This window comes from Pseudomonas iridis, from assembly GCF_017980685.1.
Lineage (GTDB): Bacteria > Pseudomonadota > Gammaproteobacteria > Pseudomonadales > Pseudomonadaceae > Aquipseudomonas > Aquipseudomonas iridis.
The window spans coordinates 337,111-362,735 of the sequence record NZ_JACXXO010000001.1 but is presented as its reverse complement, the minus strand read 5'-3'; the positions used below and the strand labels follow the sequence as shown (position 1 = coordinate 362,735).

General features: G+C 59.4%; 28 protein-coding genes, 1 tRNA gene and 3 pseudogenes. 12 read left to right on the top strand and 20 right to left on the bottom strand.

Features of this window, described 5'->3' with window-relative positions; all coding sequences use genetic code 11:
* Positions 1-89 precede the first annotated feature (89 nt).
* Positions 90-1,109, bottom strand: coding sequence for a DUF4917 family protein (locus IEQ42_RS01690; RefSeq protein ID WP_115147661.1), 1,020 nt, complete (start codon positions 1,107-1,109; stop codon positions 90-92).
* A 155-nt stretch (positions 1,110-1,264) separates the two neighbouring features.
* Between IEQ42_RS01690 and yiaY the strand changes: the two genes are divergently transcribed.
* Positions 1,265-2,413 carry an L-threonine dehydrogenase gene (yiaY, locus tag IEQ42_RS01685; RefSeq protein WP_210702356.1) on the top strand — a complete coding sequence of 383 codons (1,149 nt, stop codon included), beginning with the start codon at positions 1,265-1,267 and terminating at the stop codon, positions 2,411-2,413.
* Positions 2,414-2,562: 149 nt separating this feature from the next.
* On the opposite strand, the gene IEQ42_RS01680 is transcribed toward yiaY, so the two are convergent.
* Positions 2,563-3,051, bottom strand: coding sequence for a DMT family transporter (locus IEQ42_RS01680; protein WP_210702355.1), 489 nt, complete (start codon positions 3,049-3,051; stop codon positions 2,563-2,565).
* 77 nt (positions 3,052-3,128) lie between these two features.
* On the opposite strand from IEQ42_RS01680, the gene IEQ42_RS01675 reads away from it, so the two are divergent.
* The 6 genes from IEQ42_RS01675 (at position 3,129) to IEQ42_RS01650 (ending at position 6,950) form a co-directional block, all read left to right on the top strand.
* Complete coding sequence (locus IEQ42_RS01675; RefSeq protein ID WP_191624483.1) at positions 3,129-4,040, top strand: LysR substrate-binding domain-containing protein; 912 nt, start codon at positions 3,129-3,131, stop codon at positions 4,038-4,040.
* 210 nt (positions 4,041-4,250) lie between these two features.
* Positions 4,251-4,967 carry a PA3715 family protein gene (locus tag IEQ42_RS01670; RefSeq protein ID WP_210702354.1) on the top strand — a complete coding sequence of 239 codons (717 nt, stop codon included), beginning with the start codon at positions 4,251-4,253 and terminating at the stop codon, positions 4,965-4,967.
* Between the two features lie 4 nt (positions 4,968-4,971).
* Entirely contained in the window at positions 4,972-5,388 is a 417-nt protein-coding gene (fos, locus tag IEQ42_RS01665) for a fosfomycin resistance glutathione transferase (protein WP_210702353.1), read from the top strand.
* Positions 5,389-5,448: 60 nt separating this feature from the next.
* A complete protein-coding gene (locus IEQ42_RS01660; RefSeq protein WP_047300057.1) occupies positions 5,449-6,087 on the top strand; it encodes a LysE family translocator in 639 nt (212 codons plus the stop codon).
* A gap of 125 nt (positions 6,088-6,212) precedes the next feature.
* Positions 6,213-6,371, top strand: coding sequence for a KGG domain-containing protein (locus tag IEQ42_RS01655; protein ID WP_080762009.1), 159 nt, complete (start codon positions 6,213-6,215; stop codon positions 6,369-6,371).
* A 75-nt stretch (positions 6,372-6,446) separates the two neighbouring features.
* On the top strand, positions 6,447-6,950 hold the full coding sequence (locus IEQ42_RS01650; RefSeq protein WP_047300058.1) for a DUF4142 domain-containing protein: 504 nt from the start codon (positions 6,447-6,449) through the stop codon (positions 6,948-6,950).
* A 108-nt stretch (positions 6,951-7,058) separates the two neighbouring features.
* Here the strand turns inward: IEQ42_RS01650 and IEQ42_RS01645 are convergent, their stop codons facing one another.
* Entirely contained in the window at positions 7,059-7,469 is a 411-nt protein-coding gene (locus IEQ42_RS01645) for a low affinity iron permease family protein (protein ID WP_210702352.1), read from the bottom strand.
* A gap of 164 nt (positions 7,470-7,633) precedes the next feature.
* Here IEQ42_RS01645 and tam point away from each other — a divergent pair, with 164 nt between their 5' ends.
* The gene (gene tam, locus IEQ42_RS01640) at positions 7,634-8,404 is read left to right on the top strand and encodes a trans-aconitate 2-methyltransferase (protein ID WP_210702351.1); all 771 of its coding nucleotides are present in this window, start codon (positions 7,634-7,636) and stop codon (positions 8,402-8,404) included.
* Between the two features lie 39 nt (positions 8,405-8,443).
* On the opposite strand, the gene IEQ42_RS01635 is transcribed toward tam, so the two are convergent.
* The 8 genes and pseudogenes from IEQ42_RS01635 to IEQ42_RS01600 all read right to left on the bottom strand — a co-directional run bounded on the left by IEQ42_RS01635 (position 8,444) and on the right by IEQ42_RS01600 (position 14,172).
* Complete coding sequence (locus IEQ42_RS01635) at positions 8,444-9,172, bottom strand: class I SAM-dependent methyltransferase (protein WP_210702350.1); 729 nt, start codon at positions 9,170-9,172, stop codon at positions 8,444-8,446.
* A 234-nt stretch (positions 9,173-9,406) separates the two neighbouring features.
* A complete protein-coding gene (locus tag IEQ42_RS01630) occupies positions 9,407-9,814 on the bottom strand; it encodes a type II toxin-antitoxin system HicB family antitoxin (RefSeq protein WP_210702349.1) in 408 nt (135 codons plus the stop codon).
* Between the two features lie 34 nt (positions 9,815-9,848).
* A pseudogene (locus IEQ42_RS01625) lies at positions 9,849-10,027 on the bottom strand (type II toxin-antitoxin system HicA family toxin).
* Positions 10,028-10,301: 274 nt separating this feature from the next.
* A tRNA-Gly gene (locus IEQ42_RS01620) sits at positions 10,302-10,375 on the bottom strand.
* A 159-nt stretch (positions 10,376-10,534) separates the two neighbouring features.
* A complete protein-coding gene (locus tag IEQ42_RS01615; protein WP_042558049.1) occupies positions 10,535-11,419 on the bottom strand; it encodes an alpha/beta fold hydrolase in 885 nt (294 codons plus the stop codon).
* 317 nt (positions 11,420-11,736) lie between these two features.
* The gene (locus IEQ42_RS01610; protein WP_210702348.1) at positions 11,737-12,429 is read right to left on the bottom strand and encodes a pseudouridine synthase; all 693 of its coding nucleotides are present in this window, start codon (positions 12,427-12,429) and stop codon (positions 11,737-11,739) included.
* Positions 12,430-12,462: 33 nt separating this feature from the next.
* Complete coding sequence (locus IEQ42_RS01605; RefSeq protein WP_042558051.1) at positions 12,463-12,693, bottom strand: cysteine-rich CWC family protein; 231 nt, start codon at positions 12,691-12,693, stop codon at positions 12,463-12,465.
* A pseudogene (locus IEQ42_RS01600) lies at positions 12,686-14,172 on the bottom strand (sensor domain-containing diguanylate cyclase). Before IEQ42_RS01600 ends, IEQ42_RS01605 begins: the two are co-directional and overlap by 8 nt.
* A 358-nt stretch (positions 14,173-14,530) precedes the next feature.
* Between IEQ42_RS01600 and IEQ42_RS01595 the strand changes: the two are divergent.
* Positions 14,531-14,917, top strand: coding sequence for a hypothetical protein (locus IEQ42_RS01595; RefSeq protein WP_210702347.1), 387 nt, complete (start codon positions 14,531-14,533; stop codon positions 14,915-14,917).
* A 57-nt stretch (positions 14,918-14,974) separates the two neighbouring features.
* Here the strand turns inward: IEQ42_RS01595 and IEQ42_RS01590 are convergent, their stop codons facing one another.
* On the bottom strand, positions 14,975-16,087 hold the full coding sequence (locus IEQ42_RS01590) for an enoyl-CoA hydratase/isomerase family protein (protein ID WP_210702346.1): 1,113 nt from the start codon (positions 16,085-16,087) through the stop codon (positions 14,975-14,977).
* A 132-nt stretch (positions 16,088-16,219) separates the two neighbouring features.
* Between IEQ42_RS01590 and ung the strand changes: the two genes are divergently transcribed.
* Complete coding sequence (gene ung, locus IEQ42_RS01585; protein WP_042561972.1) at positions 16,220-16,912, top strand: uracil-DNA glycosylase; 693 nt, start codon at positions 16,220-16,222, stop codon at positions 16,910-16,912.
* Positions 16,913-17,036: 124 nt separating this feature from the next.
* On the opposite strand, the gene IEQ42_RS01580 is transcribed toward ung, so the two are convergent.
* The 6 genes and pseudogenes from IEQ42_RS01580 to IEQ42_RS27245 form a co-directional block, all read right to left on the bottom strand.
* On the bottom strand, positions 17,037-18,071 hold the full coding sequence (locus IEQ42_RS01580; protein WP_150617713.1) for an AbrB family transcriptional regulator: 1,035 nt from the start codon (positions 18,069-18,071) through the stop codon (positions 17,037-17,039).
* Entirely contained in the window at positions 18,064-19,578 is a 1,515-nt protein-coding gene (locus tag IEQ42_RS01575; RefSeq protein ID WP_210702345.1) for a tripartite tricarboxylate transporter permease, read from the bottom strand. Before IEQ42_RS01575 ends, IEQ42_RS01580 begins: the two co-directional genes overlap by 8 nt.
* Before the next feature lies 1 nt (position 19,579).
* The gene (locus IEQ42_RS01570) at positions 19,580-20,038 is read right to left on the bottom strand and encodes a tripartite tricarboxylate transporter TctB family protein (RefSeq protein ID WP_210622155.1); all 459 of its coding nucleotides are present in this window, start codon (positions 20,036-20,038) and stop codon (positions 19,580-19,582) included.
* Positions 20,039-20,096: 58 nt separating this feature from the next.
* Positions 20,097-21,074 (bottom strand): Bug family tripartite tricarboxylate transporter substrate binding protein, encoded by a 978-nt coding sequence (locus IEQ42_RS01565; RefSeq protein ID WP_210702344.1) that lies wholly within the window; start codon positions 21,072-21,074, stop codon positions 20,097-20,099.
* Positions 21,075-21,127: 53 nt separating this feature from the next.
* Complete coding sequence (locus IEQ42_RS01560; protein ID WP_228731920.1) at positions 21,128-21,295, bottom strand: OprD family outer membrane porin; 168 nt, start codon at positions 21,293-21,295, stop codon at positions 21,128-21,130.
* Positions 21,276-21,413, bottom strand: a pseudogene (locus IEQ42_RS27245) (outer membrane porin, OprD family); the annotation flags it as partial. The pseudogene IEQ42_RS27245 and the gene IEQ42_RS01560, both read right to left, overlap by 20 nt.
* 236 nt (positions 21,414-21,649) lie before the next feature.
* Between IEQ42_RS27245 and IEQ42_RS01555 the strand changes: the two are divergent.
* Together IEQ42_RS01555 and IEQ42_RS01550 are read left to right on the top strand one after the other, a co-directional pair.
* Entirely contained in the window at positions 21,650-22,321 is a 672-nt protein-coding gene (locus IEQ42_RS01555) for a response regulator (protein WP_210702342.1), read from the top strand.
* Entirely contained in the window at positions 22,314-23,699 is a 1,386-nt protein-coding gene (locus IEQ42_RS01550) for a sensor histidine kinase (RefSeq protein WP_150603047.1), read from the top strand. Before IEQ42_RS01555 ends, IEQ42_RS01550 begins: the two co-directional genes overlap by 8 nt.
* 108 nt (positions 23,700-23,807) lie before the next feature.
* Here IEQ42_RS01550 and IEQ42_RS01545 read toward each other — a convergent pair whose 3' ends face one another.
* Together IEQ42_RS01545 and ygfZ are read right to left on the bottom strand one after the other, a co-directional pair.
* A complete protein-coding gene (locus IEQ42_RS01545) occupies positions 23,808-24,629 on the bottom strand; it encodes an HDOD domain-containing protein (RefSeq protein ID WP_210702341.1) in 822 nt (273 codons plus the stop codon).
* 35 nt (positions 24,630-24,664) lie between these two features.
* Complete coding sequence (ygfZ, locus tag IEQ42_RS01540) at positions 24,665-25,606, bottom strand: CAF17-like 4Fe-4S cluster assembly/insertion protein YgfZ (protein WP_210702340.1); 942 nt, start codon at positions 25,604-25,606, stop codon at positions 24,665-24,667.
* Between the last annotated feature and the right edge of the window lie 19 nt (positions 25,607-25,625).

The following is a 25,625-nucleotide window of genomic DNA, read 5'->3' as shown; positions in this document are numbered from 1 at the left end:
ACAGTGTCATGGGTCAAACCACACGATCCGATCCAACCATAATCCCTGTGGGAGCGAGCCTGCTCGCGAAGGCGTCGGTCCTGGCGACATCAAACCTCGACGGGCACCGACAGCTTCGGACTGCCCAATGCATGGGTCTTCGCATCAAAAAAGCGCAACTGCGCCCCCGTCCCCTCGAACACCTTCGCGTAATGGCGCTTCTGATGCTGAACGAACGCCGCGCTGCGCGGATAAATGGAGATCGCCACAACCTTCGGTTTTGCCAGACGCAGGGCCCGGACGATGTGGTTGTCCTGCTCGCCCAAGGCATGGCCGAAGATGCACAGGCTGTCGCTGTGGCCCAATAACTGCTCGTAACAGAACGACAGGTAATCCGAGCTGCGAATGGTCTTGAGCTTGTCGGCGCTCGGTCCTTCGGTGACGAACAGCGGTACGTCATCCAGCGTCTTGATCGTGTTGTTGATCGCAAAACTGCCGAGCAGCGTGCCCTCGGTCGAGGTCAGTTTGCGCGCGGTGCCATCCTGATTGCGTACCAGGTGCAGACCGCCGTGCAGGTACAGCAAACGCGGTTTGGACGTAGCGGTTTCGCTGATATCGAAACTGGCGTTGGCACCCTTGAACAGGTCGTCGATGGCCTCGCTGCGATGCTGGATCGCCCAGTAGTTGAGCAAATCGTAATTGGTGGTGAACACCGTGCGATAGCGCGCCAGTTCTTCATTCAGCGTGGTGAGCGTTGAGGTCTGAACCAGCCGCCACGGAATGTGAATGGCGTGCACGGTGTTGATCAACGCTTCCTTGATCGCGTAGTAGCGGTTGCGCGGTGCGGCCGAGCTGACGGCCAGCGCCTTGTTCACCCGGCTGGTGGTTTTGAGGGCGCTGAGGACCTGCTCGAAGCTGTGCGTCTGCATCGCGTCGAACACCGCCAACTCCGACGCGCTCAGGGGTTTTTCTTCCACGGTACGGGCGTTTTCGAACAGCGAGTCGTAGCCGAAGTCATCCCAAACGGCCCGGCTGGCGCCGTTGCCCACCAGCAAACCGTTGAAGCCGGTTGCGGCGCGCAGGGTATTCCAGTCTTCGAGGGTGGCGTCGACATCCAGAAAATCGCTCATTACTTGGCACATCTCAAAACAAAGGGGCTGATGGGCGGTGACTTTATCACGAGCGGACATTGAGCCAGATCAACATACGCCGTGACCGATCGGTCGATCCTGTGCTTACCCGTCGGATCGCAGCTGTCGATTCGGCCCCAGTCAGGAGTCACACGATGAGCAGCACCTTTTTCATTCCGGCGGTCAACATCATGGGCAATGGATGCCTCGACGAAGCCATGGTCGCGATCCGCAACTACGGTTTTCGCAAGGCGCTGATCGTCACCGACGTGGGGCTGGCCAAGGCTGGCGTGGCGGCCATGGTGGCGGAGAAACTGGCGATGCAGGACATCGATTCAGTGATTTTCGACGGCGCCAAACCGAACCCGAGCATCGCCAATGTCGAGTGCGGTTTGGGCCTGCTCAAGGAAAGTCGTTGTGATTTCGTGGTGTCGCTGGGCGGTGGGTCGCCTCACGACTGCGCCAAGGGCATCGCGCTGTGTGCGACCAATGGCGGGCAGATTCGCGATTACGAAGGCGTTGATCAATCGAGCAAGCCGCAACTGCCGCTGATCGCGATCAACACCACCGCCGGCACCGCCAGCGAGATGACCCGGTTCTGCATCATCACCGACGAGTCGCGTCACGTGAAAATGGCCATCGTCGACCGTAACGTCACGCCGCTGCTGTCGGTCAACGACCCGGCGCTGATGGTTGCGATGCCGAAAAGCCTGACCGCTGCCACTGGCATGGACGCGCTGACTCACGCGATCGAAGCCTACGTCTCGACCGCCGCCAACCCGATCACTGACACCTGCGCCCTGAAGGCCATGGCGCTGATCAGCAACAACCTGCGTCTGGCCGTGCGTGACGGTAGCGACCTTGCCGCACGGGAGAACATGGCCTACGCGCAGTTTCTCGCCGGCATGGCGTTCAACAATGCGTCGCTGGGCTACGTGCACGCGATGGCGCACCAGTTGGGCGGTTACTACGACTTGCCTCATGGTGTCTGCAACGCTGTGCTGCTGCCGCATGTGCAGACGTTCAATGCGCTGGTGTGTGCCGAGCGGCTCACCGATGTCGCCCACGCCATGGGTGCCGATGTGCATGGTTTGAGCCCGGAAGAGGGTGCTCAGGCGGCGATCGCGGCGATCCGTTGCCTGGCCAGAGACGTGGAAATTCCGGGCGGCTTGCGGGACCTGGGCGCGAAACTCTCGGACATTCCGATACTCGCCACCAACGCCCTGAAAGACGCTTGCGGGCTGACCAATCCACGCGCGGCGGATCAGCGACAGATCGAGGAGATTTTCCGCAACGCGTTTTGAGGTCAGTGCTTTCCTGATAATTTCGACCCAGTCAAACCGGCCCCTTCGCGAGCAGGCTCGCTCCCACAGTGAATCGCATTTCAATTGTGGGAGCGAGCCTGCTCGCGAAGACTGATTTGCAGGCACTGCAAATCTATTGAGTTCTCAGGTTACCCAACAACCGCCACATTCCTCTCGAAAACCCCACCAAACTGAATCAACACCACCCCCGCAATCAGCAACACCGCGCCAGATACTCGCGGCAATGTCAGCTGCTTTTCCATCAAGCCAAACAGCCCGAAGTGATCCAGCACCATCGAGGCAATGACCTGTCCGGCCAACGCCAGCGCGACAAATCCCGACGCGCCGAGTTTGGGCAAAAGCATCACCGCCAGCGCCACAAAGCACACGCCGAACGCGCCACCGGCCCATATCCACAACGGCGCCTTGCTGATGAACGCCACTGACGGCAACGGCAAGCGCAACGCCAGAATCACCGGCAACAACACCAGCACACTCACCAGCAGTGACGCCAATGTCGCCCACAACGGATGCCCCAGCCCTCGCGCCAGATTGCTGTTGATCGCACTTTGAAACGGCACCACGGCGCCGGCGAAAGCGGCCAAGGCGAGCAGACCGGCCCACTGCAACGTACTCATGATCATCCTCCAACAGGTTTTGCTGGACTCTAGGCTATTCGTCGCGCAGATTTAAATTCCGTTTTGTCATCAATTACATGCACCAGATGAATGATCTGCGCCGTATCGACCTCAATCTGCTGGTGATCCTCGACGCCTTGCTCAGCGAGCAACACGTCACCCGTGCCGCCGAGCGCCTGCACCTCAGCCAACCGGCGGTCAGCCATGCGCTGGCGCGATTGCGTGACTTGCTTGGTGACCCATTGCTGGTGCGCGCAGGCTCTGGCCTTGTTCCTACCGCGCGGGCGCTCGAGCTGGTCGCGCCATTGGCCGAAGCGCTGGCCCAGGTGCAGTCGCTGCTGGCCCCCAACACCTTCGATCCGGCGAGTGCGCGCCGCACCTTTCGCGTGGCGATGTCCGACTACGGCGCGGCGATCATCCTGCCCACGCTGATCCGTACCTTGCGCCGCGAAGCGCCAGGCATCGACTTGCAAATCAGCCACGCCAGTCGCGAAGGCATGCTGGAAGGGGTGCTCAACGGCGATATCGACGTGGCCGCCGGCGTGTTCCCGGAAATGCCCAACGAATTGCGCAGCACGCTGCTGTTTGAAGAGCGCTACGTGTGCCTGCTGGATCGCGCCAGTTTGCCTGCCGACGGCGTTCTGGATCTGCCGACCTACCTGTCCCGCCCGCACGTGTTGCTGGAAATGCGGGGCAGCGGCACGCCGGAAATCGAACGCGCGTTAACGTCACTGCGTGAGCGCCGCCGCGTCGCCATCAGCCTGCCGCACTGGAACGTCGCGCCACAGTTCATCAGCGGTACGGATCTGATTCTTACGGTGTCGTCACGGGGCTTGCGGGACATCGACCCGCGCGAACTTGTCGTCGTGCCGCCACCGTTCGAGATTCCGCCGTTCACGTTTGTGCTGGCGTGGCATAAGCGCCGGGGCGGGGATCAGGCGTTGAATTGGTTGAATCGCAGGATTGAGCAGGGGATAGTGCGCGGCTGAAACGTTAGCAAGGAGCGGGAAGTGACAGTGAAGTCTGGATTGATCGGGTGTGCGGTGTTGAGGTTGAAGGCGACGCTTGTGAAGACAAGACGACTGTACGCCAACCGGTTTTGACAACATTGCATTACGACGGAAAGAATTACGTCCTGCCACCAGGTCTCAAGGGGCTCTGATTCACCTGCGGACACACACTCTTATCAAGGAAGAACCATGCTCACCCCTACCAGACTCCTTATCGCCCTCGGTATTCTGGCCATCACCGCCCATGCCCAGGCCGCCTGCACCACCAAGGCCTTCGACGGCCAATCCTTGTCACGCTGCATCGTCTGGCCGGCCTTCCCGACTCAGGCGATCGCGGTCAAATCCACGTACCTGGCCGACCCCGGCGACGACGATGCCGGGGTGTTCGATCTGGACCTGTCGATCGTCAACGCCAGCAATGCAAATCCCATCGCCACTTACCGCAAACCCGGCGCTTACAACTCCGATGCCGTGCGCTTCGATGACCTGCGCATTGACACCGGTCGCTACCGACTGGCGCCGAATGTTCGCGCGTTTGGTCTGCGCTCGAAGTTCGTGCACAGCTCCCATGCCATTCCCTACGAAAAAACCGATCTGGCGTTGTACGTCCGCGAAGGCAACAACCTGCGCCCGGTTCTGGAAGGCTTGGTGGTCTACAAAAACAATGGTGAATTCATGAGCGATTGCGAGGGCTATACCAATCAGGTCCGCAGGAGTGTCGAGATAGGTCCATCGAGTCACCATGGTTTCGCCGATTTGATCATCACCACCAGCGCCAGCAAAATGAACGACTCCAAGTCGGGCAACGAGTGTGTTTCCAAAACCACTCACCTGAAGAAAACCCGAATCACGTTGACCTACGACGGCCAGCAATACGGCGTCCCTGAAGATCTCAGAGGTTACTGAACCGATGCTCACCGGCCTCAACCACCTGACCCTTGCCGTCAGCGACCTGAATCGCAGCCTGGCGTTTTACCGCGATGTGCTGCAGTTGCGCGTCGAAGCGACGTGGGACACCGGCGCCTATCTGTCGCTGCCGGGGCTGTGGTTGTGCCTTTCGCTTGATTCGAGACGCAGTGCCCAGGCGTACGGCGATTACACCCACTACGCCTTCAGCCTCAGCGCGGCGGATTTCCCGGTTTTGGTACAGAGACTAAAAGCGGCAGACGTTCAGCAATGGCGGGATAACCGCAGTGAAGGTGCTTCTTTCTACTTTCTCGATCCTGACGGCCATCAGCTCGAAGTTCACGTCGGCGATCTCGCTTCGCGGCTGGCGGCGTGTCGGCAAAAACCGTATGCCGGCATGCGTTTTTACGACGCCCCGTGAACAGACCGTTTTCGCTGATATAGACTGGCCGCCTCGTATTCTCGCGTTTGCAGGTAACCCATGACTCCATCGTTGCTAATGGCCGTGCTGGCCTCGGGTTTCATTTACGGCATCACGCCCGGGCCGGGCGTACTGGCGGTGTTCGGCATCGGCGCGGCGCATGGGCGGCGTGCTGGCGCGGGGTTTCTCTGCGGGCATTTGCTGGGCGATGTGGTGTGGTGCAGCACCGCACTGATCGCGATTGTCGGTGCACGGGAAATCGGCAGCACCGCGTTTGATGTGCTTGGCGTACTGAGTGGCTTGTACCTGTTCTGGCTCGGTTGGCGTGCAGTGCGTGCGCAACGGCGCAGTGACGATCAACCGCAGGGCGCGGCGCGCAATCCCTTCTGGCACGGCATTTTGTTCGGCCTGACCAATCCCAAAGCCTATCCGGTGGCGGTGGCGACGTTTACCGCGCTGCTGTCGAGCCGCGCCGAGCTGCTCAACTGGTCGATGTTGCCAGCGCTGATCGCCTTGAGTTTCCTTGGTGGACTGCTCGCCTACGCGATTCTGATTGGTGTTGTGGGCGCGCAGCGAGTGCGCACGGTGTACCAGCGTCACGAACTGCTGATCACTCGGTTGTGCGGCGTGATGTTCATCGGTTTCGCCATCAATGCGCTACTGCATGCGTTGCCGGGATTGATGCCGAACAAGGCTTGATCTACGCACCGCGGGTTCGCCGTTCGTCGCAGCGATGGCAATTTTTCTAAACCTTTGCCGGTGAGAAAATTCTCAATCTAGGCGGGCACCTGCTCGCCACGATCAATACCAAGAGGTAGAGAATCATGCCTAATTCAAGAAACTCGAACTCGGGAAACTTCGCCAACGATCGAACGAAGGCTTCTGAAGCTGGTCGCAAAGGTGGGAAAACCACCACAACGACGGTCGATAAAGAGCCTGCGAAAACAGAAACGGGCCGCAAGCCTGCTCAGAAATCGAAGTAGTCGGTGAAGGTAGTTTTGATTGAGAGGCGGGGGCGCAAGCTCCCGCTTGAATTCAGCAAGAAGGAGGGCGCGACCATGAGCCGGATGGCCACCCAGGTACGTCGTATAAGTTTTGTCACGCTGTTGGGATTGTTCGCCAGCAGTGCTTTTGCCCAGTCGCCTGCCGAATTCATCAACGATGCTTCGGCCAAAGGCATGGCCGACATCGAAGCCAGCCGTTTGGCGCATCAGAAGACCGAATCCAAAGAGGTCAAGGATTTCACCATCGTCGTCATCAACGACCGCACCACGGCCAATCAGCATTTGGCGAAGATTGCGAAAAAGCTCGACCTGCCCGTCGCGCCGCGTGAAGAAATGGCCGACAAGGCCAAGGAACTGATTCCTGAAGTGAAAGACGGCGCAACCTTTGATCAGGCGTACGCCGCCAGTCAGGTCAAAGCCACTGAAGAGGCGATCCAGCAGATTCAGCAGGAGGCGCAAACCACCACCGTGCCTGAGATCAAGGCTTTCGCCGATGAGACCTTGCCTAAGTTGCAGAATCATCTGCAGATGGCTCGGTCGCTTCAAGCTAGCCGCTGACCTGGACAAAAGATCAAAAGATCGCAGCCTGCGGCAGCTCCTACACAAATCCTCTGTAGGAGCTGCCGCAGGCTCGGGCCGCGATCGGACGATCTTTAGATTTTTGCATCAGCACTCATTCAAATCCTGCTTCGCCTTACCCTTGTCGCCTAACCCCTCAAGATCGAAAACCTCGCCCTCGCCCAAGCTGCGGTAGTGCTTGCGCAGCGCTTCCAGCTGCTTCAAGTCCAGCGCCTCCAGCCCCAGCATCGCGTTTTGTGCTTCCTTGTTTACCCGCAGCAATTCATCAAGTTTCAAATGCAGGATGTCGGTGTCGCGGTTCTGCGTATTCTGGATCAGGAACACCATCAGGAACGTGATGATCGTCGTCGAGGTATTGATGATCAGCTGCCACGTATCGTTGTAACCAAAAATGGGCCCACTCATTCCCCACAGCCCAATCAGGATCAACGCACCCATAAACGTCTTGGGACTGCCGGCCCACAGGGCAAGCTTCTGGGAAATCTTCGCGAATTTCATAGCCGTGTTCCTTGTTGTTGGGTGCCTGAAATTCAGACACTGACGGCTTGATGAAAATTCTACTTACAAATCCAGGAAACCTGCGCGACGTTGGTAGGGGAGCCAGTTTTCGTTGGTAACGGTATCGTTGCAGCACTCGCTTTTCGCCATGACAGGAGAACGCAATGAGTTGGTCCGCCAAACAGTACGTCGCTTTCGAAGATGAACGCACCCGCCCGGCCCGTGATTTGCTGGCGGCGATTCCCACGGCTGAAGCGCGATCGGTGGTCGATATCGGTTGCGGCCCGGGTAACTCGACGGAGTTGCTGGTGCAGCGTTTTCCTGGGGCGACAGTCAGTGGGCTGGACAGCTCGGCAGACATGATCGCGGCCGCACGCAAGCGCTTGCCGCAGTTGCAGTTCGATGTCGCCGAGATTGATCGATGGGCCGATGAAGGCCCTTTCGATGTGATCTTTGCCAATGCGGTATTGCAATGGGTATCCGATCACGCGGCGTTGCTGCCGGCGCTGGCGGGCAAGCTCGCGGAGGGCGGCAGTCTGGCAATTCAGATGCCGGATAATCTCAATGAGGCCTCCCACCGCTTGATGCGTGAAGTCGCGGCGAATGGCCCGTGGGCAAGCAAACTCGCTGACGCTGCCGGGCAGCGTACGGACATGGCGAGCGCCAGCGAGTATTTCTCGATGCTGCGACCGCATTGCGCGCGGGTCGATGTGTGGCGCACCACGTATCACCATCAGCTGTCGGATGGCGCTGGCGGAGTGGTCGAGTGGTTCAAGGGCAGTGGGCTGATTCCGTTTCTGAGTCCGTTGACTGAAAGCGAGCGGGCACAGTATCTGGAGCGGTATCTGGCTGAGGTTGAGAAGGCTTATCCGGCGTTGGCGGATGGCTCGGTGCTGTTGCCGTTTCCGCGGTTGTTTATTGTGGCGACGCGCTGAAATGAAAAAAGGGCCGATGTGATCGGCCCTTTTTGCGATTTATCTTTGCACCGCCACCAACATCATCATCGGCCGCTCACGCTCTTCAGCCAGCGCCGGTTGCGCTGCCACTTCCGCATCGCTTGGCCCCCACTCGTTGACATGGCGAATAGTAAATCCAGCGCCAATCAGTGAATTGAGCAAAGTTCCGACAGTACGGTGCTGCTTGATCACCCCGTCGGCCAGCCAATTCGTCATCCGTTCGCCTTCCAGCTGATAACTGTCCAGCGGCCAGCGCTTACGACCTTCGCTGTCGATCAGCCAACCGGGATTGCGTGGCGCCATGAAGATCGGGTGTTCGATGGAAAACACAAAATGTGAACCCGGTTTCAGCGCTGCGTAGAGGTGGGCAAACAGTCCTGGCAGATCCTTGATGTAATGCAAGGCCAGCGAGCTGTAGGCCAGGTCGAAACTGCACGCGGGCAAGTCGAGTTGTTCCAGGTCGGCGCGTTCGTAGCGGATGTTCGCCACCGAAGTGGTGTCGCGTGCTCGCTGCAGCATTTTCTCCGAGACGTCCAGCCCCAGCACATTGGCCGCACCGTGCTCGCTGGCCCAGCGGCTGAACCAGCCATAGCCGCAACCCAGATCCACCACGTGCAAACCATGCATGGAGGGCAGCAATGCCTTGAGCGCAGGCCATTCCGGCGCGGCATCGAGGCCGCCGATGGAGCGGTTCATCTGGCTGTAGCCCTGGAAGAATTCGGGATCGTCGTAGATGTTTTGAGTCATGGGGAGTGCTCTTTTGAGTTCGGTCGTCAGCGGCAAAGTGGCCGCATTGGGTTCCCTCGAAAGTGATGACGCGTATTCGTCGATGGCCGCGCAGGGGGAGGGTGGTGGTCGATGGGTAAATGCTAGCGGCGCAGGCGCAAGGTGAGAACCGATTGAGTGTTGGAGAACTGTAATGTTGGCGCACGATTTCATTGTAAATTCACGACGCCGCCGGTGGCGGCCTCGATCACCGTCTCAACCCTGCTGCAACACCTTCAAGGCAGCCGAAGCCAGAAACCCTGAACGACTCTTCTCCTCCGGGTGATGCAGGACATATTCATCAATGCGGTTGAGCAAATGCCCAGGCAGCGTGATGTTGAGTTTCTGGGCTTTTCCCAAATACTTCACGACATCAATATCCACCACTGCCCACGCACATCCGGCGTATTTCGGATTGGCCACATGCAGCCCCAGTTTACTGGCAGCCGGAATCGGCGCGCCGTCCTCGGCCAGAATCTCGAAATGCCCCTCGATGGCTTCGCGAGCCATGGCGACGGCATCATCCAGATCGTCGCCAGCCGAAAAACAGCCGGGAATATCCGGCACATCTACGCCCCAGGCGTGTTCTTCATCACCTATTGAAATCGCAATCGGATAGAGCATATTCGTTGATCTCCATGGTTGCTGACTGAGCCAGTCAAAGCAGCGCCTGCTTCAAAATACTGATGGCCGTTCTCTTCAGCAGATCCTTCGTCGGATGTGGCACTGTGACCAGTCCAGGCTTGTCGGATGCTTGAAGTGGTGGTGACTGCCTCTGATCCTCACTAAATACCAACCGTCTGCGACGAGCTGACCGATTAAAACGGCTATCCACAACACCTCCTTGTGGTGTGCTTGGTGGGTGCTATACCTACCGATGATCTGGGGGCAACAATGTCATCACCGAGCGGTCATCCGTTGCTAATCCGCTCAGTGGTTGGAAGCAGTCTAGAGAGGGAGGCGAAGAAGGCATTGAGAGTGTGTTGCAGGCTTTTGCGTTGTTTCAAATGTCAGATGTAACCCTTTTTCGGGCACAAAAAAACCGGCCATCAAGGCCGGTTTTTTCTGTTCTGCATCTCCCGTAAAAAAACAACGTGAGACAAAATTTTAGTGGAGCGGGTAGAGGGAATCGAACCCTCGTCGGAAGCTTGGGAAGCTACTGTTCTACCATTAAACTATACCCGCTCAGAGCGGCTGACTTTGTACCAGACTCGGCGGGGAATTTGAAGTTTTTCTTTTTTTGCGCAAGGCATTACAGCGCTGAATCGGTCGATCGCAAGCGAGCACTGCGGGGGGCGTAAACAAAACGGTTAGCCCGGCAGGCTCGCTCGCGATGACGCTCTTTCAAATGGCCAGTGCATGTTGATCCTGAACAAACGAGTACCGCGTTCGGCTCGCCTGCGGTGCCGGTTTCAAAAAGCCCAGCAAGGCGTTCTGGCTGTCCCGGCACGCAGCTTTGTGCTCCATGTCGAGAAAATGCCCGGTGGCTTGCACGGTGGTGAAGGTGCTCTGTGCCACGTGGTTGCCGAACAGACGCGCATCTTCGGCGGCGGTGTATTCGTCCCATTCACCGTTGAGAAACAGTACCGGCACGTTGATCTTCTTCGCCGCGTTTAAATAGCACTGACGATCGCTGTGCAGCACGTCGCTGATGTGAAAGTGCATCTGCCCGTATTCGTGCTCGGCCAGGCTGCTGACGTGGCGATAGTTGAAGCGTTTGAACAATGACGGCAGGTGTTTGCCGATAGTGCTGTTGACCAGATGCCCGACCCGATCACCGTCACGCTGGCCGAGGTAATCGACGCCGCGCTCCAGGTAATCAAGCATGTGCGCGTTGATCACCGGCGAGAACGAGCTGATCACCGCTTTTTCGATGCGCCGTGGCTGGTTAGCAAGGGCAACCAGTGTCGCGGCGCCGCCCCAGGAGAACGACAGCACGTGTTCGGCGGCGAAGTGGTCAATCAATTCCAGCAGAATTTGCCCTTCAACGTCCTTCGTCAGATGTTTCTCGTGACGGTTGTGGGCTTTTGACCGGCCCGCGTAGGGCTGGTCGTAGCAGACCACGTTGAATTGCGGGTGCAGATTTTTCACGGTTTGTGCAAACGACGCAGTCGTGGCCATCGAGCCGTTGACCAGAATGATGGTTTTTTCTGCGGCGTCTGCGCGATAGAACTCCGTGTAAACCCGATACTGACCCTGTATATCCAGCACAGCGATTTCTGGCCTCATGTCATAAGACTCCTGGCAAGCAAGCGGGTATGCGCGCAAATAGACATTGCACGAGCTTTGTGACAGGTAGGCATACGCCTGGAATTTGCTTGGCCCATGTCGATCCATGACTACGGTCGACGGGTATTGTTATTGGCGGGCAGTCTGCCGGCTGAGGCGCAGCCCTTGAGGGCCGACGACCGGCAAAAAGTTTCTTAGAGGTATGGTGTGACTCATCGGTCACATTTCGGCCGACGTCCTGATTCAAGCAGGGGGAGCAGGATCGCGCAAGTGCCGCAGGTAAATTGTTCGACAACTTCTGCTGAGCGGTCGGCTGCTTAGAACAAATGAATCTCTTCGGTGCGCAAAGCGCGATACTCGCCCGGTTTTAGCGCGTCATCGAGCCGCAGCGGGCCCATGGATTCGCGGTGCAGACGCAGCACTTTGTTGTTGAAAAAGCCAAACATGCGCTTCACCTGATGGTAGCGGCCCTCGACGATGCTCAGGCGTGCCGAGCGTGATCCGAGTAGCTCCAGCTGCGCAGGTTGCGTGGTCAGGTCTTCGAAGGCGAAGTAGATGCCTTCGGCAAACGTGCTCGCATATTGCGCGCCGATTTCCTGCTCGGTCTCGACGTAATAGACCTTTGGCAATTTGGTTTGCGGCTGGGTCAGGCGCCGCGACCAGGCGCCGTCGTTGGTGATCAGCATCAGCCCGGTGGTGTTGAAGTCCAGGCGCCCGGCGATGTGCAGTTCGTCCTTGTCCGGTTCATTGATCAAGTCGAGCACGGTCGGATGTTGCGGATCGCGAGTGGCACTGACGCAGCCCGGTGGCTTGTGCAGCATGAAGTAGCGCGCCGGTTTGCCGAGTTGCAACACTTCGTCATCGACTTCGACACGGCTGAATTCAAGAACTTCACTGTGCGGGTCACTGACGACTTTTCCGTCAACGCGCACGCGCTTTTCCACCAGCAACAGGCGAACCTGCTGACGGTTGTAGCGGGGCAGATTGCTGAGGAAGCGGTCGACGCGCATGTTCAGGTTTCAACGGATCAAGGGGCACGCATCTTACGGGATCGGCTGACCGGCCGCTTGCAGTTGCGCCTCGACCTGCGCGCATCGCGGGCACAGGCAGGACTTGTCGCGCAGTGCTGGCGGCAAGGCTTGGAGCACCGCCGGATCAATGCTCACGCCGTAGCACCAGCAGGCGCGGTCGGCGGTGCGCGGGTCAGCCAGGCTGCAATCGTTGCGGGCGCCGCAGGCCGGGCAGAGGTCGGGTTTAACGTCAGATTCAGGCATAGGTCGAGTGAGGCATTTCCACGCAGGTGCGATTGCGGCCGGTTTGTTTGGCCCGGTACATCGCATGATCGGCCCGCGACAGCAGACTGTGCAAGGTGTCATCGCGCTGCAGGGTGGTTGCGCCGATGCTCACGGTCAGATTCAGGGTGTGGCCGTTGTAGGCATATTCCTGTTGTTCGATGTGCTGGCGAATCTTCTCGGCAATTTTCTGGCCGGTGTCGCCGTCGGTGTCCTTGAGCAATACGATGAATTCCTCGCCGCCCCAGCGGCAAACGATATCGGCATGGCGCAGGCAACTTTGCAGATCCCGCGCAAACCCGATCAACACCTGATCGCCGGCCATGTGACCATAAGTGTCGTTCAACACCTTGAAGTGATCGAGATCCAGTAGCAGCGCCGTCAGCGGTCTGGTTTCACGCTGCGCTTCGTGCAGAGCCTGAGCGGCAAGCAGGTCGAAACCGCGGCGGTTCGTCAGTTCGGTAAGGCTGTCAAGGGTGGCTTGGGCCTGGATCTTCGATTGAAACCGTTTGATCACGCGATTGAGCAGCGCCAACACGATCAACGTTACCAGCAGACAGATCAGCAGATTGAGATAGAGCGACTGGCGGATTTCAATCAGCGCGCCATCCTCGCGTTTACCAACAAACAGGTACCAGTTGAGTTCCGGAATAAACCGCACGTTGAGGAAGTGCCCCTGGCCATGGGTCGAATACTCGTAGCTGCCGCTGTGGGGTTTGGGTAACAGGCTGACCAGGCTTTTCATGCTGTCGACTTCAGCGAGGCTTTGCCCGATATGCGCGCCTTCAGGCCCGCCTTCGGCACCGGTCAGTACCAGTCGGCCGAAGGTGTCGACGAAGTAAACGCTGCGTTGATAGCGTTGTTGATACTTGTCGATCAGTTTGATCACCGCGTCCACGGTCAGACCGACGCCGGCCGCGCCAATGAAGCGGTTGTGGTAGTCGTAGACCTTGTAATTGATGAAGAACGTCAGGTTGTCCTTGTTGGCCAGATCCGGGTCGACATTGATCTCGTACGGATCTTCCATGTCCCTAACGCGAAAGTACCAGCGTCGCGCGGCTCATCGACGCTGACCTGCTTGAGTACACCTTTGGCGTGGTAGTAAGTGAGGGTGGTATTGGAGACGAAAAACGCGGTGTAGGCGCCGTAGTGGGTCATGACCTCATTGAGATAACGGGTCATCTGCTCGGGATTCTGCTCACCGTTCACCACCCAATCGCGCATGAATGTGTCGCGGGACATCATCGAGGAAATCAGGATAGGTCTGACAAGGTCTTTCTGGATTTCCGAATAGACGGTATCGGAAGTCAGCGGCAATTCGGTGTTGACGATGTTGTCGCGGATCGAGGCGCGCGAGGCGTAGTAGCTCAGCAGCGAGGTGGCGAGGAAGCCAGCGCCGAGCAGGGCGATCAGCGTCAGTACCAACGAACGTTGGGAGTACAGCGGAGAACGAAGCGGCATGGCAGTTCCGTTGATAATGGCCCGATGGCAGCATTCTAAAGGCACTGTGCGGAAATAACTGCTCCATGGGCGGCGCGAATGTTCGTTCCTGTAGTCGTGCAAATTGCGCAGGGCCTTGTGGGAGCGAGCTTACTCGCGAATGCAGCAGGTCAGTCAATGTCGATTTGGCCGGTGAATCGCTATCGCGAGGAAATTCACTCCTGAAGGGGATAGTGGCGTTTAATAATCACTTGTTTCAACTTGTTGCGGAATCGCACCAGATTCGGAAATCGATGTCTGATCTTTCGTCAGTCACCGAATAAAAGACTGACGCCTGCCAGCGTCGCTGGTGTGGCTACCCGCGGTCCAGGAGGCCGCCATGTATCGACGAATTCTTCTGCTTGCTGCGTTGATGTTTTCCGTCACCGGTTGTGCCCCGTATTCGTACGCGGACACTTATTACAGGTCTGAGGTCTACACATCACCCGCACCGGCGTACTACAACACTGGCGGCACGTATTACTCGGCCCCGCGCTACTACCAGCCAGCGCCGCGTTACTATCAGCAACCGCGTTATTACCAGTCGGCCCCGCGCTATTATCAACCGGCCCCGCGGTACTACGAGAGCCGTCGCTGGCACGGTAATGATCGGGGTCGCTGGGACGGCCACCGTCGCGGCGGTTGGGACAACGACCGCCGCGGTCGCGGCAATTACGACCGCCACAGCGGTCGGCGCGACCACAATGGACGTGGCAATCGCTGGTAACTGACCCGCCAAAAAAAGCGGCGCATGATGCGCCGCTTTTTTGTGTCTGCGATTTAGTCAGTAAGCCGTCAAATCCGCCAACGGATGCCGACCCTCCCACACCTTGTGAAAGTGCGCCTCAACCACCGCATCCGGCACGCTGCTGATGTCCGGCCAATGCCAGTGCGGTTTCTGATCCTTATCGATCAACCGTGCCCGAACTCCTTCGCTGAACTCAGGATGACGGCAGCAATTGAGGCTCAGGGTGTATTCCATCTGAAAGACTTCAGCCAGCGACATGTGCCGTGCGCGGATAACCTGTTCCCAGACCAGATGGGCGGTCAGCGGCGAGCCTTCGCTAAGCGTTTTTGCTGCCCGGGCGATGAGCGGATCGCTGCTGTCGCGCTGCAGACTGATGGCTTTCCAGGCGCAGGTCACGTCGCTGACGTCGAGCAGTTCGTCGATTTGCTGACGACGCGGCAGCCACTGCGCCTCGGGCATTTGCGCCGCAGCTTCCTGCTGCAAGGCCTTGAGCAGGCTGTTGAGCTGCATGGCGGTCTGTTCCTGCCAGTTGAGTTGCAGCAGGCCTTCAATCAGCTCCGGTTGTTGCTCGTCGAGCAGAAAGCGGTCGGCTAGATCGAGATCGATCGCGTCACGGCCGTTCATGTGCGCGCCGGTCAATCCGAGGAACAGACCGAGCTTGCCCGGCAACCGTGCCAGGAACCAACTGGCGCCGACATCCGGATACAGCCCGATGCTGATTTCCGGCATCGCCAGACGGCTGCTCGGCGTGACGATCCGCGTACTGGCGCCTTGCAACAGACCCATACCGCCGCCCAGCACATAACCGTGGCCCCAGCAGATCAGTGGTTTCGGATAGGTGTGCAGGCTGTAATCCAATCGGTATTCGGCCGCAAAAAACTGTGCTGCCAGCGGTGGGACTTCGCCGGGATGCGCGCGACAGGCTTCCACCAGGCTGCGCACTTCACCGCCAGCGCAGAAGGCTTTGGCGCCGTTGCCGCGCAACAGCACGCAGACGATTTGCGGGTCTTTGGCCCAGGCGTCCAGCTTGTCGCTAAGGGCGTTGATCATCGGCAGCGACAGCGCGTTGAGCGATTTTTCAGCATCCAGGCTGGCGATACCGATGCGGGCGCCGGCGGTGCCGCAGAGTTCTTCGAAGTGCAGATTCATCGTGACCTCGATCGGAAATTTGAACGATCAGTATGATCGCTGCGTGGGAAAGTGCCGGATCTGCGTCAGATCAATTGACAAGCGTGGCCGGCTTTCCTAGGGTTCGCCCCATTGTTTTTGCCGGGTATGACCATGACTGCTGACGACCGTATCAAACTCGAACCGAGCTGGAAGGAGGCACTGCGTGCTGAATTCGACCAGCCTTACATGGCAGAGTTGCGCAACTTTCTGCAGCAGGAGCAGGCGGCCGGCAAGGAAATCTATCCGCCACGGCCGCTGATTTTCAATGCGCTGAACTCCACGCCGCTGGATAAAGTGAAGGTGGTGATCCTCGGCCAGGACCCCTACCACGGCCCGGGCCAGGCCCACGGCTTGTGTTTCTCGGTGCAACCGGGCGTGCCAGCGCCGCCGTCGCTGGTCAACATCTATAAAGAGTTGAAGCGCGACCTGAACATCGACATCCCCAGCCACGGTTACTTGCAGAGCTGGGCGGATCAAGGCGTGTTGATGCTCAACACCACCATGACCGTCGAGCGCGCCAACGCCAATGCGCACAAGGACAAGGGCTGGCAGTTTTTCACTGACCGGATCATTGAACTGGTCAGCGAGCGGCAACCGCATCTGGTGTTCATGCTGTGGGGCGCTCATGCGCAGAGCAAGCAGAAGCTGATCGATGCGACCAAGCACCTGGTGCTGACCTCGGTGCATCCGTCGCCGCTGTCGGCTTATCGTGGCTTTCTGGGATGCGGGCACTTCGGCCGGACCAACAAGTTTCTTGAGCAGAATGGCGAGACGCCGATTGAGTGGCGGTTGCCGCCCGTTTGATGTTTGCCGAAGGGCCCCTTCGCTGGCAAGCCAGCTCCCACAGGTTTCAGTGCGTACCACAAATTATGTGCACACCCCGGAACACTGTGGGAGCTGGCTTGCCAGCGATGAAGCCAACTCGGTCTTACTCGGGATTACGATTCCAGTACTTGAACAACGGCTCGGCCAGAAACAGCACAAACAACAGCCGCATCACCTGCATCGCCGTCACCAGCGGCACCGACAGTTGCAGGGTTTCCGCCGTCAGGCTCATCTCGGCGATACCACCGGGCATCATGCCCAGCGTCAGCGAACGCAGATCCAGATGCGTTAAAGCGCTCAGTCCCAGCGCCGCCAAGGTTGCGATCAACATGGTCAGTGCCGTACCGATCAACGTGCGGCCCATGAATGACGGCGCACGCCTGAAAAACTGCCGGTTGAAGTGACAACCCAATCCGCTGCCGATCAACCATTGGCCAATCTGGCTGCCGCCATCGGGCAAGCCGATGTGCAGATCCCAGCCGATGCTCACCGCCGCACTCACCAGCAACGGCCCGAACAGCCATGGATTGGGTTGGCGCAGGCGCTGCCAGATCCAGGCGAGCAGGGCGCCCGCCGGAAACAGGATGGCCAGCCAGCGCCAATCGACGCTGCCGGCATGAGAAATTGGCGTGCCGTCGCCAAGCAAATACTTGAACGCCGCCGGCACACACAGCACCACCACCAATACCCGCAGGCTTTGCCCCGCCGCGACATGGCTGAGCATTGCGCCGTTGCGTGCGCCGAGGTTGACCATCTCCCCGGAGCCACCGGGCATGCTGGAGAAAAACGCCGTGGCGCGGTCCTCACCGGTGCGGCGCATCAACCACACGCCAACCACCGCCGACAAACTGGTGACCAGCGCACCGAAGAAGATCAAACCGAAATGACTCAGCACCTGCTCCATCACCACCGGGGTGAAGTGCAGGCCAATGCCGATCCCGACGATCCACTGGCCGCATTTGCGCCCGCCAGGGATTTCCGTCAGTTGCCACGGGGTCAGGCAGCGCACGAGGATGATCGCCAGCAACGAGCCGACCATCCACGGCAACGGCCAGCCGATCTGGCTGGCGAGGTAACCGCCAAGCAGACCGACCAGCGGGGTTCCCCACCAGGACTTTAGCGACAGCCGATCAAACATCGGCGATAGCGCGCCGAGCGACCGAACGTTTGCGCCAGATGCGCAGCAGCGGCACGAGCAACATGATCGCGGTCAGTACCCAGACCCCGAAGGTGATCGGGCTCGACCAGAGGATTTCCAGTGCGCCGTTGGAGATCGACAGCGCGCGACGCAGGTTCTGCTCCATCAGACCACCGAGGATGAAACCCAGCAGAACCGGCGACAACGGGAAGTCGAGCTTGCGCAGGATGTAACCGAAGATGCCGATGCCGACCATCAGGAACAGATCGAAGGTGGTCGCGTGTACTGCATAGACGCCGATGCCGGTGATGATCGCGATGACTGGCACCAGTGCCCAGTTCGGCACGGCGAGGATGCGGGTGAAGATGCGGATCATCGGAATGTTGAGGATCACCAGCATGATGTTGGCGACAAACAACGACGCGATCAGGCCCCAGACGATGTCCGGTTGTTGCTGGAACAACAGCGGCCCCGGAGTGATGTTGTACAGCGACAGCGCGCCGATCATCACCGCCGTGGTACCCGAACCCGGAACGCCGAGCGTCAGCATCGGCACCAGGGCGCCGCAAGCCGATGCACCAATGGCGGTTTCCGGGGCGGCCAGGCCACGGGCATCGCCTTCACCGAACTTGCCGCTGGTCCCGGCGATGCGTTTTTCGGTCATGTAGGCCACGGCACTGGCCAGCGTCGCACCGGCACCCGGCAACACGCCCATGATGAACCCGAGCAGGCCGCAACGGATGTTCACGGTGAACACCGACGCCGCTTCCTTGAAGTTGAACATCATTCGACCGGTGGCTTTCACCGCTTCCTGGCCGCGATGGGTTTTCTCCAGCAGCAACAGAATTTCGCTGATCGAGAACAGGCCCAGCACCAGCACGACGAATTGAATGCCGTCGGTCAGGTGAATGTTATCGCCGGTGAAACGGTACACGCCGCTGTTGGCGTCGATGCCGACCGTCGACAGGAACAAACCGATCAACGCCGCAATAAATGTCTTCAGTGGTCGATCACCAGCCATGCCGCCCAGGCAGACAATCGCAAACACCATCAGCACGAAGTATTCCGCCGGGCCAAAGGCAATCGCCCATTTCGCCAGCAGCGGGGCGAACATCACCATGCCGCACGTGGCGATGAAGGCGCCGATGAACGAACTCCACGCCGACAACGACAGCGCCACACCGGCCATGCCTTTGCGGGCCATCGGGTAGCCGTCGAGGGTGGTCATCACGGTGGAAGCTTCGCCCGGAATGTTCAGCAGGATCGAGCTGATCCGGCCACCGTATTCGCAGCCCAGATACACCGCCGCCAGCAGAATCAGTGCCGACTCCGGTGGCAGGCCGAGGGCGAATGCGATCGGGATCAGCAGCGCCACGCCGTTGATCGGGCCCAGCCCCGGCAACAGGCCGACAACGGTGCCGATCAGCGTGCCGCACAGCGCGGTCACCAGGTTGTAGGGGCTCAGCGCGACGCCGAAGCCCTGACCCAAATAGCCAAGAGTATCCATATCAGTTCTCCAGAACGTCGAGCAGGCCGAGGGGCAGCGGAACGTCCATCACACGGTCGAACAGCAGGTAAAGACCGATGGCCATCAGGGTGGTCACCACGACGCTCGGCATCCAGCGACCGCCATACAGACGCGCCATCGGAATGCCGATCAGCATGCTGCTGAGAATGAAGCCCAAGGGTTCGAAGAGGCCGGCGAACACCAGCAACAGCACGACGCAGATGCTGATCTTGGTCAGGGTCTGGCGATCCAGTGGCGGCTCGTCTTCAGTGTGTTCGATCGGCGTCGGGCGGAACACCATGTACAGCAGCGCTGCGCCCATCAGGCCGAGCATCAGCAGAGGGAAGGCGCGCGGGCCCACCGGTTCGTAGGAAAAAGCCGCTTGGTACGGCCACGCCATCAGTGCCAGGCCGACACAGGCCAGCAATAGCACCGAAGCGAAAATGCGTTGTAAGAGCATGGGAAACTCCTGTGCCGCGGCCCCGCGAACGGGGGCTGCGGCCGCTAGACAGAGGCGATCACTGAATCAGGCCGAACTCTTTGGCCAGCACTTTGTAGTCCGCAACCTGCTTCTTCACGTAGGTGTCCAGTTCCGGGCCGGTCATGGCGAACGGGAACAGTTCACGCTGATCGCGCAGCTTGGCGAACTCGTCGGAGGCCAGCAGTTTGTCGAACGAATCTTTCCACCAGGCGTAGTCTTCATCGCTGACTTTTGGCCCCAGGTAGAAACCGCGAACCACTGGCCAGACGATGTCGTAGCCTTGCTCGCGAGCGGTCGGGATTTCTTTCATTTCCGGTTCGTCGAGACGCTTGTCAGCGAATACCGCGAGCAGGCGCATGTCACCGCTCTGGATGTGCGGCATGGAGTCGGAGATGTCGGTGCTGCCAACCTGAATGTGGCCGCCGAGCAGGGCGGTGGCGATCTCGCCGCCACCTTCGAGGGCGACGTAACGCAGTTCGCGCGGGTTGATCCCGGCAGCCTTGGCGATCAGTGCGGTTTGCATCCAGTCCTGGCTGCCGACGGTGCCGCCGGAACCGATGACCACGGAGCCGGGATCTTTCTTCAATGCCTGAACGAGATCGTCGAGGGTCTTGTAGGGCGAATCGCTTTTCACCGCGATGGCACCGTAGCTGGTGCCGACTGCCGCGAGCCAGCGCACGTTGCTCTCATCGAAGCGTCCGAACTTGCCTTGCGCCAGGTTCAGCAGCGAACCGCTCGACCACGCCACCAGCGTGCCGGCATCGGCTGGCCGCTGCGCAACCACTGCGTTGTAAGCCACCGCGCCAACACCGCCGGGCATGTAGGTCACGCGCATCGGTTTGGACAGCAGTTTTTCGTTGACCAGCGCGCTCTGCACCAGTTTGCAGGTCAGGTCGAAACCACCGCCGGGCGACGCCGGAGCGATACATTCCGGGCGCTTCGGTTCGGCCATGAGTTGGCCAGCGAACAGCACGCAACTGGCGGCGAGTGCAACTTTACGCAGTGACAGGTTCATTCGATTCTCCACGGGCATTGTTGTTGTTTGACGTGTTTTTCACTGACAGGCATTTACCAAAGACCAATGTTATTGCTCATCAGCAAACGCACTTCGTCTGCATGGCGAGCGGAGTCGCGGGATCGGTCAATGGCATTGCGTAGACGCACGGCGACCTCCTTCAAAGGGCCGCTTTGTACTACATGGTTGATCTGGGGTTCGGCTGGCGCTGCTGTCTTCAATGAAGTCGGCAAAACTCAACGGCGAAAAACCCGCGAGGGCGGCTGCACTGGCGAGGGCGGTGTGGCTGATACGGGAAGGGCGAACAGGCACAAGGACCTGGGGCTGCATGGACGGCATGCGGGCGTACTCCGATTATTGTTCTTATTGGTCGAAAACGCTTCGTGGCGTTTTTCGTAGCGCTGTGTGGCAGCAGCGACGGCAGTCGAAACTCTCCGTAAATCGACTGTAACGGCCTAACCTTTCGCTAACCTTTCAGTTGGCTTTCAATGTTTTCGGGCTTCACAGTGGCGGTTGCGGCTGTAAACTCCGCGGCAAAGAGTGGCGTCGGCCATCCCTGAACGAGGTAAAAATCCATGCGTGTTCTGCTCGTCGAAGACCATCTGCAACTGGCCGAAAGCGTCGCCCAGGCGCTCAAGAGCACCGGTCTGACCGTGGATGTGTTGCACGATGGCGTGGCTGCCGATCTGGCACTGGGCAGTGAGGAATACGCCGTGGCGATCCTCGATGTCGGCCTGCCGCGCATGGGCGGATTTGAGGTGTTGGCGCGGCTGCGGGCTCGCGGGAAAAATCTGCCGGTGCTGATGCTGACGGCGCGCAGCGATGTGAAAGATCGGGTGCACGGCCTCAATCTTGGCGCCGACGACTACCTCGCCAAGCCGTTCGAACTGACCGAACTGGAAGCCCGGGTCAAAGCGCTGTTGCGACGCAGTGTGTTGGGCGGTGAACGCCAGCAGCGCTGCGGGGTGCTGGCCTATGATCTCGACACCCGACGCTTCTCACTCGGTGAGGAACTGCTCACGCTGACGTCCCGCGAGCAAGCCGTGCTCGAAGCGCTGATCGCCCGGCCGGGGCGAGTCATGAGCAAAGAGCAACTGGCCGCGCAGGTGTTTGGTCTTGATGAAGAGGCCAGCCCCGATGCCATCGAAATCTACGTGCACCGCTTGCGCAAGAAACTCGACGGTCAACCGGTCGCGATCGTGACCTTCCGCGGCCTCGGCTATCTGCTGGAAAGCCGCGATGCATAAGCCCAGCAGCCTGCGTTGGCGGTTGCTGTGGAACCTGGCGTCGTTGCTGGTGGTGTTGATGCTCGCCAGCGGCTTGAGTGCTTACTGGAATGGACGCGAGGCGGCCGACACGGCGTACGACCGCACGTTGCTGGCGTCGGCGCGAACCATCGCCGCTGGCCTGTCGCAACGTGATGGCAGCCTCAGTGCCGACGTGCCTTATGTGGCCCTCGATACCTTCGCTTACGACAGCGCCGGACGGATTTACTACCAGGTCAACGACATTCATCAAAAGCTGATTTCCGGCTACGAAAACCTCCCCGGGCCACCTCCCGGTACACCAAGAACTGACAGCTATCCGGCGCTGGCGCGTTTCTACAATGCCACTTACAAAGGACAGAACGTGCGCGTGGTCAGCTTGCTCAAAGCGGTGAGCGAGCCGAACATGAATGGCATGGCGGAAATCCGCGTGGCCGAAACCGACGAAGCCCGCGTCAGCATGGCGCGCAGTCTGGCGGCCGATACGCTGTTGCGTTTGGGTATGTTGGCGATCGGTGCCTTGCTGTTGGTCTGGTTTGCCGTCAGCGCCGCACTGCGTCCGCTGGAGCGTTTGCGCACGGCAGTCGAAGAGCGCCAACCCGATGACTTGCGGCCATTGCCACTGGTGGAAGTGCAACACGAACTCTGGCCGCTGGTGCGCGGGCTCAACCATTTCACCGAGCGCCTGCGGGGTCAGTTCGAGCGCCAGGCGCAGTTCATCGCCGATGCGGCGCATGAGTTGCGCACACCACTGGCGGCGTTGAAGGCGCGGCTGGAATTGGGGCTGCGTTCAAATGACCCGCAGGTCTGGCGGACGACGCTGGAATCTTCGGCCCAAGGCACCGATCGTCTGACTCATCTGGCCAATCAATTGCTGTCGCTGGCGCGCGTCGAAAATGGCGCCCGAGCGATTGCCGAGGGCGGTGCGCAGTTGCTCGATCTGAGCCAGTTGGCCCGCGAGTTGGGCATGGCCATGGCGCCACTGGCGCACAAGCGCGGGGTGGCGCTGGCGCTGGAGGCCGATGAACCGGTGTGGCTGCGTGGCGAGCCGACGCTGCTGAATGAGTTGTTGAGCAATCTGGTGGATAACGCCTTGGCGCATACGCCGCCGGGCGGCAACGTGATCTTGCGCGTGCTGACCCCGGCAGTGCTTGAGGTTGAAGACGACGGGCCGGGGATTCCGCTGCAAGAGCGCGATCGAGTGTTCGAGCGCTTCTATCGGCGTAATCAGCAGGTGGCGGGGTCGGGGTTGGGGCTGGCGATTGTCGGCGAGATCTGCCGGGCACATCTGGCTCAGATCACGCTGCATGATGGTGAACAGGCAGGGCTGAAGGTACGGGTGAGTTTTATTGCGGGGTGATTCTGCGGGGTTCTTGCCGGCCTCTTCGCGAGCAGGCTCGCTCCCACAGGGGGAATGCATTCCAATGTGGGAGCGAGGTGCTCGCGAAGGGCGCGTCGCGGTTCTCGATCAGTAAAACATCGAGCGCGATTCTTCCAGATCCGCGCACAGCGCTTTGTTCTCCGGATCAATCCCAAGCTTCCTGAACGCCGGAACACTCAGCGGATCAATCCGCGCAAACGGATGGTCAGTGCCCTTGTGGCAATAGAGGCTCGCCACCTGCACCAGATCGACGTAATCGATCTGTACCGAGTCGCGTTTGAGATCCTGATACAGCCCCGGCAGCTCCACCAGTCGTTCCGGAAAATCCCAGACGCGCAAGAGCTTGTCGCCGAGCAACGGATGAAGGTGGTCGATTACATGGTTGAGGCTGACCGAATCCGAGAGCAGTTCATAGTGGTCTTCGGCGTAGGTCAAAATCGGCAGCACGCCGATCTGATGCACCAGTCCACCCAGCGCCGCCTGATCCGGCTTGAGTTGGGTATAACGACGACACAACGCATAACTGACCCCGGCGATTTCCAGGCTCTTGCGCCAGACTTCGCGCATTTTCTGTTCCACCACTTCGGAACTGGCGTGGAAAATCTGCTCCATCACCAGGCCGATCGCCAGGTTACTGCTGTAGTTGATGCCCAGGCGGGTGATGGCGGTATGCAGGTCGGTGACTTCCTGCGCCGCGCGCAGCAGCGGGCTGTTGACCACTTTGATCAGGCGCGCCGACAGCGCCGTGTCACGGCCGATGACTTTGCTCAGCTCGCTGACGCTGATTTCCGGATCTTCAGCAGCCTTGCGAATTTGCAAGGCTACTTCCGGCAATGTTGGCAGAACCAGCTCATCTTTATCGATGGCCTCAACCAAATCCTGTTGGATCTTATCCGCCAGTTCGTTCATTTAGGCTCTCTAGGGTGTTGCAACAAATGCTGCGATCAGCGCTGGATTTCGCGGTCGCGATCCAGTTCGTAGGGCAAATCGAGCAGATGCAGCGCAGGCCCTTCAAGGGTGCCCAAATGCAGATCACCCGCTTCTGCAGCTTCGGCCTGCAACACTGCCAGGAGTTCAATGTTTTGCCCGGCGCCAGCAGCCAGTACGACTTCGCCGATCGAACTGTTGTGGCTCGGCGCGAACAATGGCGTGCCGGGTTCCGGCAATTGTGTGGCGTCGAGGCTCAAGCGATACAGACGGCGCTTGAGTTTGCCCAGGTACTGCATGCGCGCGACGATTTCCTGACCGGTGTAACAACCCTTCTTGAAACTCACGCCGCCGACGGCCTGCAGGTTGAGCATCTGCGGGATGAACAGCTCGCGGGTGGTGGGCATGACCTGACCGATACCGGCGCGGATCTGGCCGAGCAGCCACTGGTTCAGTTCACCTTCAGGCAGGGTTATCGACAACGTGTGTTTGATGGTTTGCGCCTGATCGGCGGGTACCCACAGTTCGGCACGATCCGGCGAGACGCGAATTGCAATCAGGCCGTCGTTGCGTACCACGCTGTCGGTCTCAATGGGCAGATCCAGGCCGAGACTGCTCAGCGCTGCATCGCCCGACCTCAGCCCGAAACGCACCCAGGCGGCGCTTTCGTCGGTCAGTTTCGACTTGGAGAACACCGCGTACTTCTTCAGGTCCGCCAGTTGCGGCTCGAGCAATTCGCTGGCCATCGCCAGCAGCACACCGTCGCCTTCGAGCAGAATGCGGAAACTCGATTGCATCCGGCCTTTTTGCGTGCAGCGAGCGCCCAGGCTGGATGCTGTTTCGCTCAGGTAATTGATATTGCAGGTCAACTGGCCTTGCAGGAATTTTCCGGCATCCGCGCCGCGGACCGCGAGAACGCCTTCATGAGACAGGGTGCAGAAAAAAGCAGAATCGGCCATGGGTCTTCGCAGGGTAAAT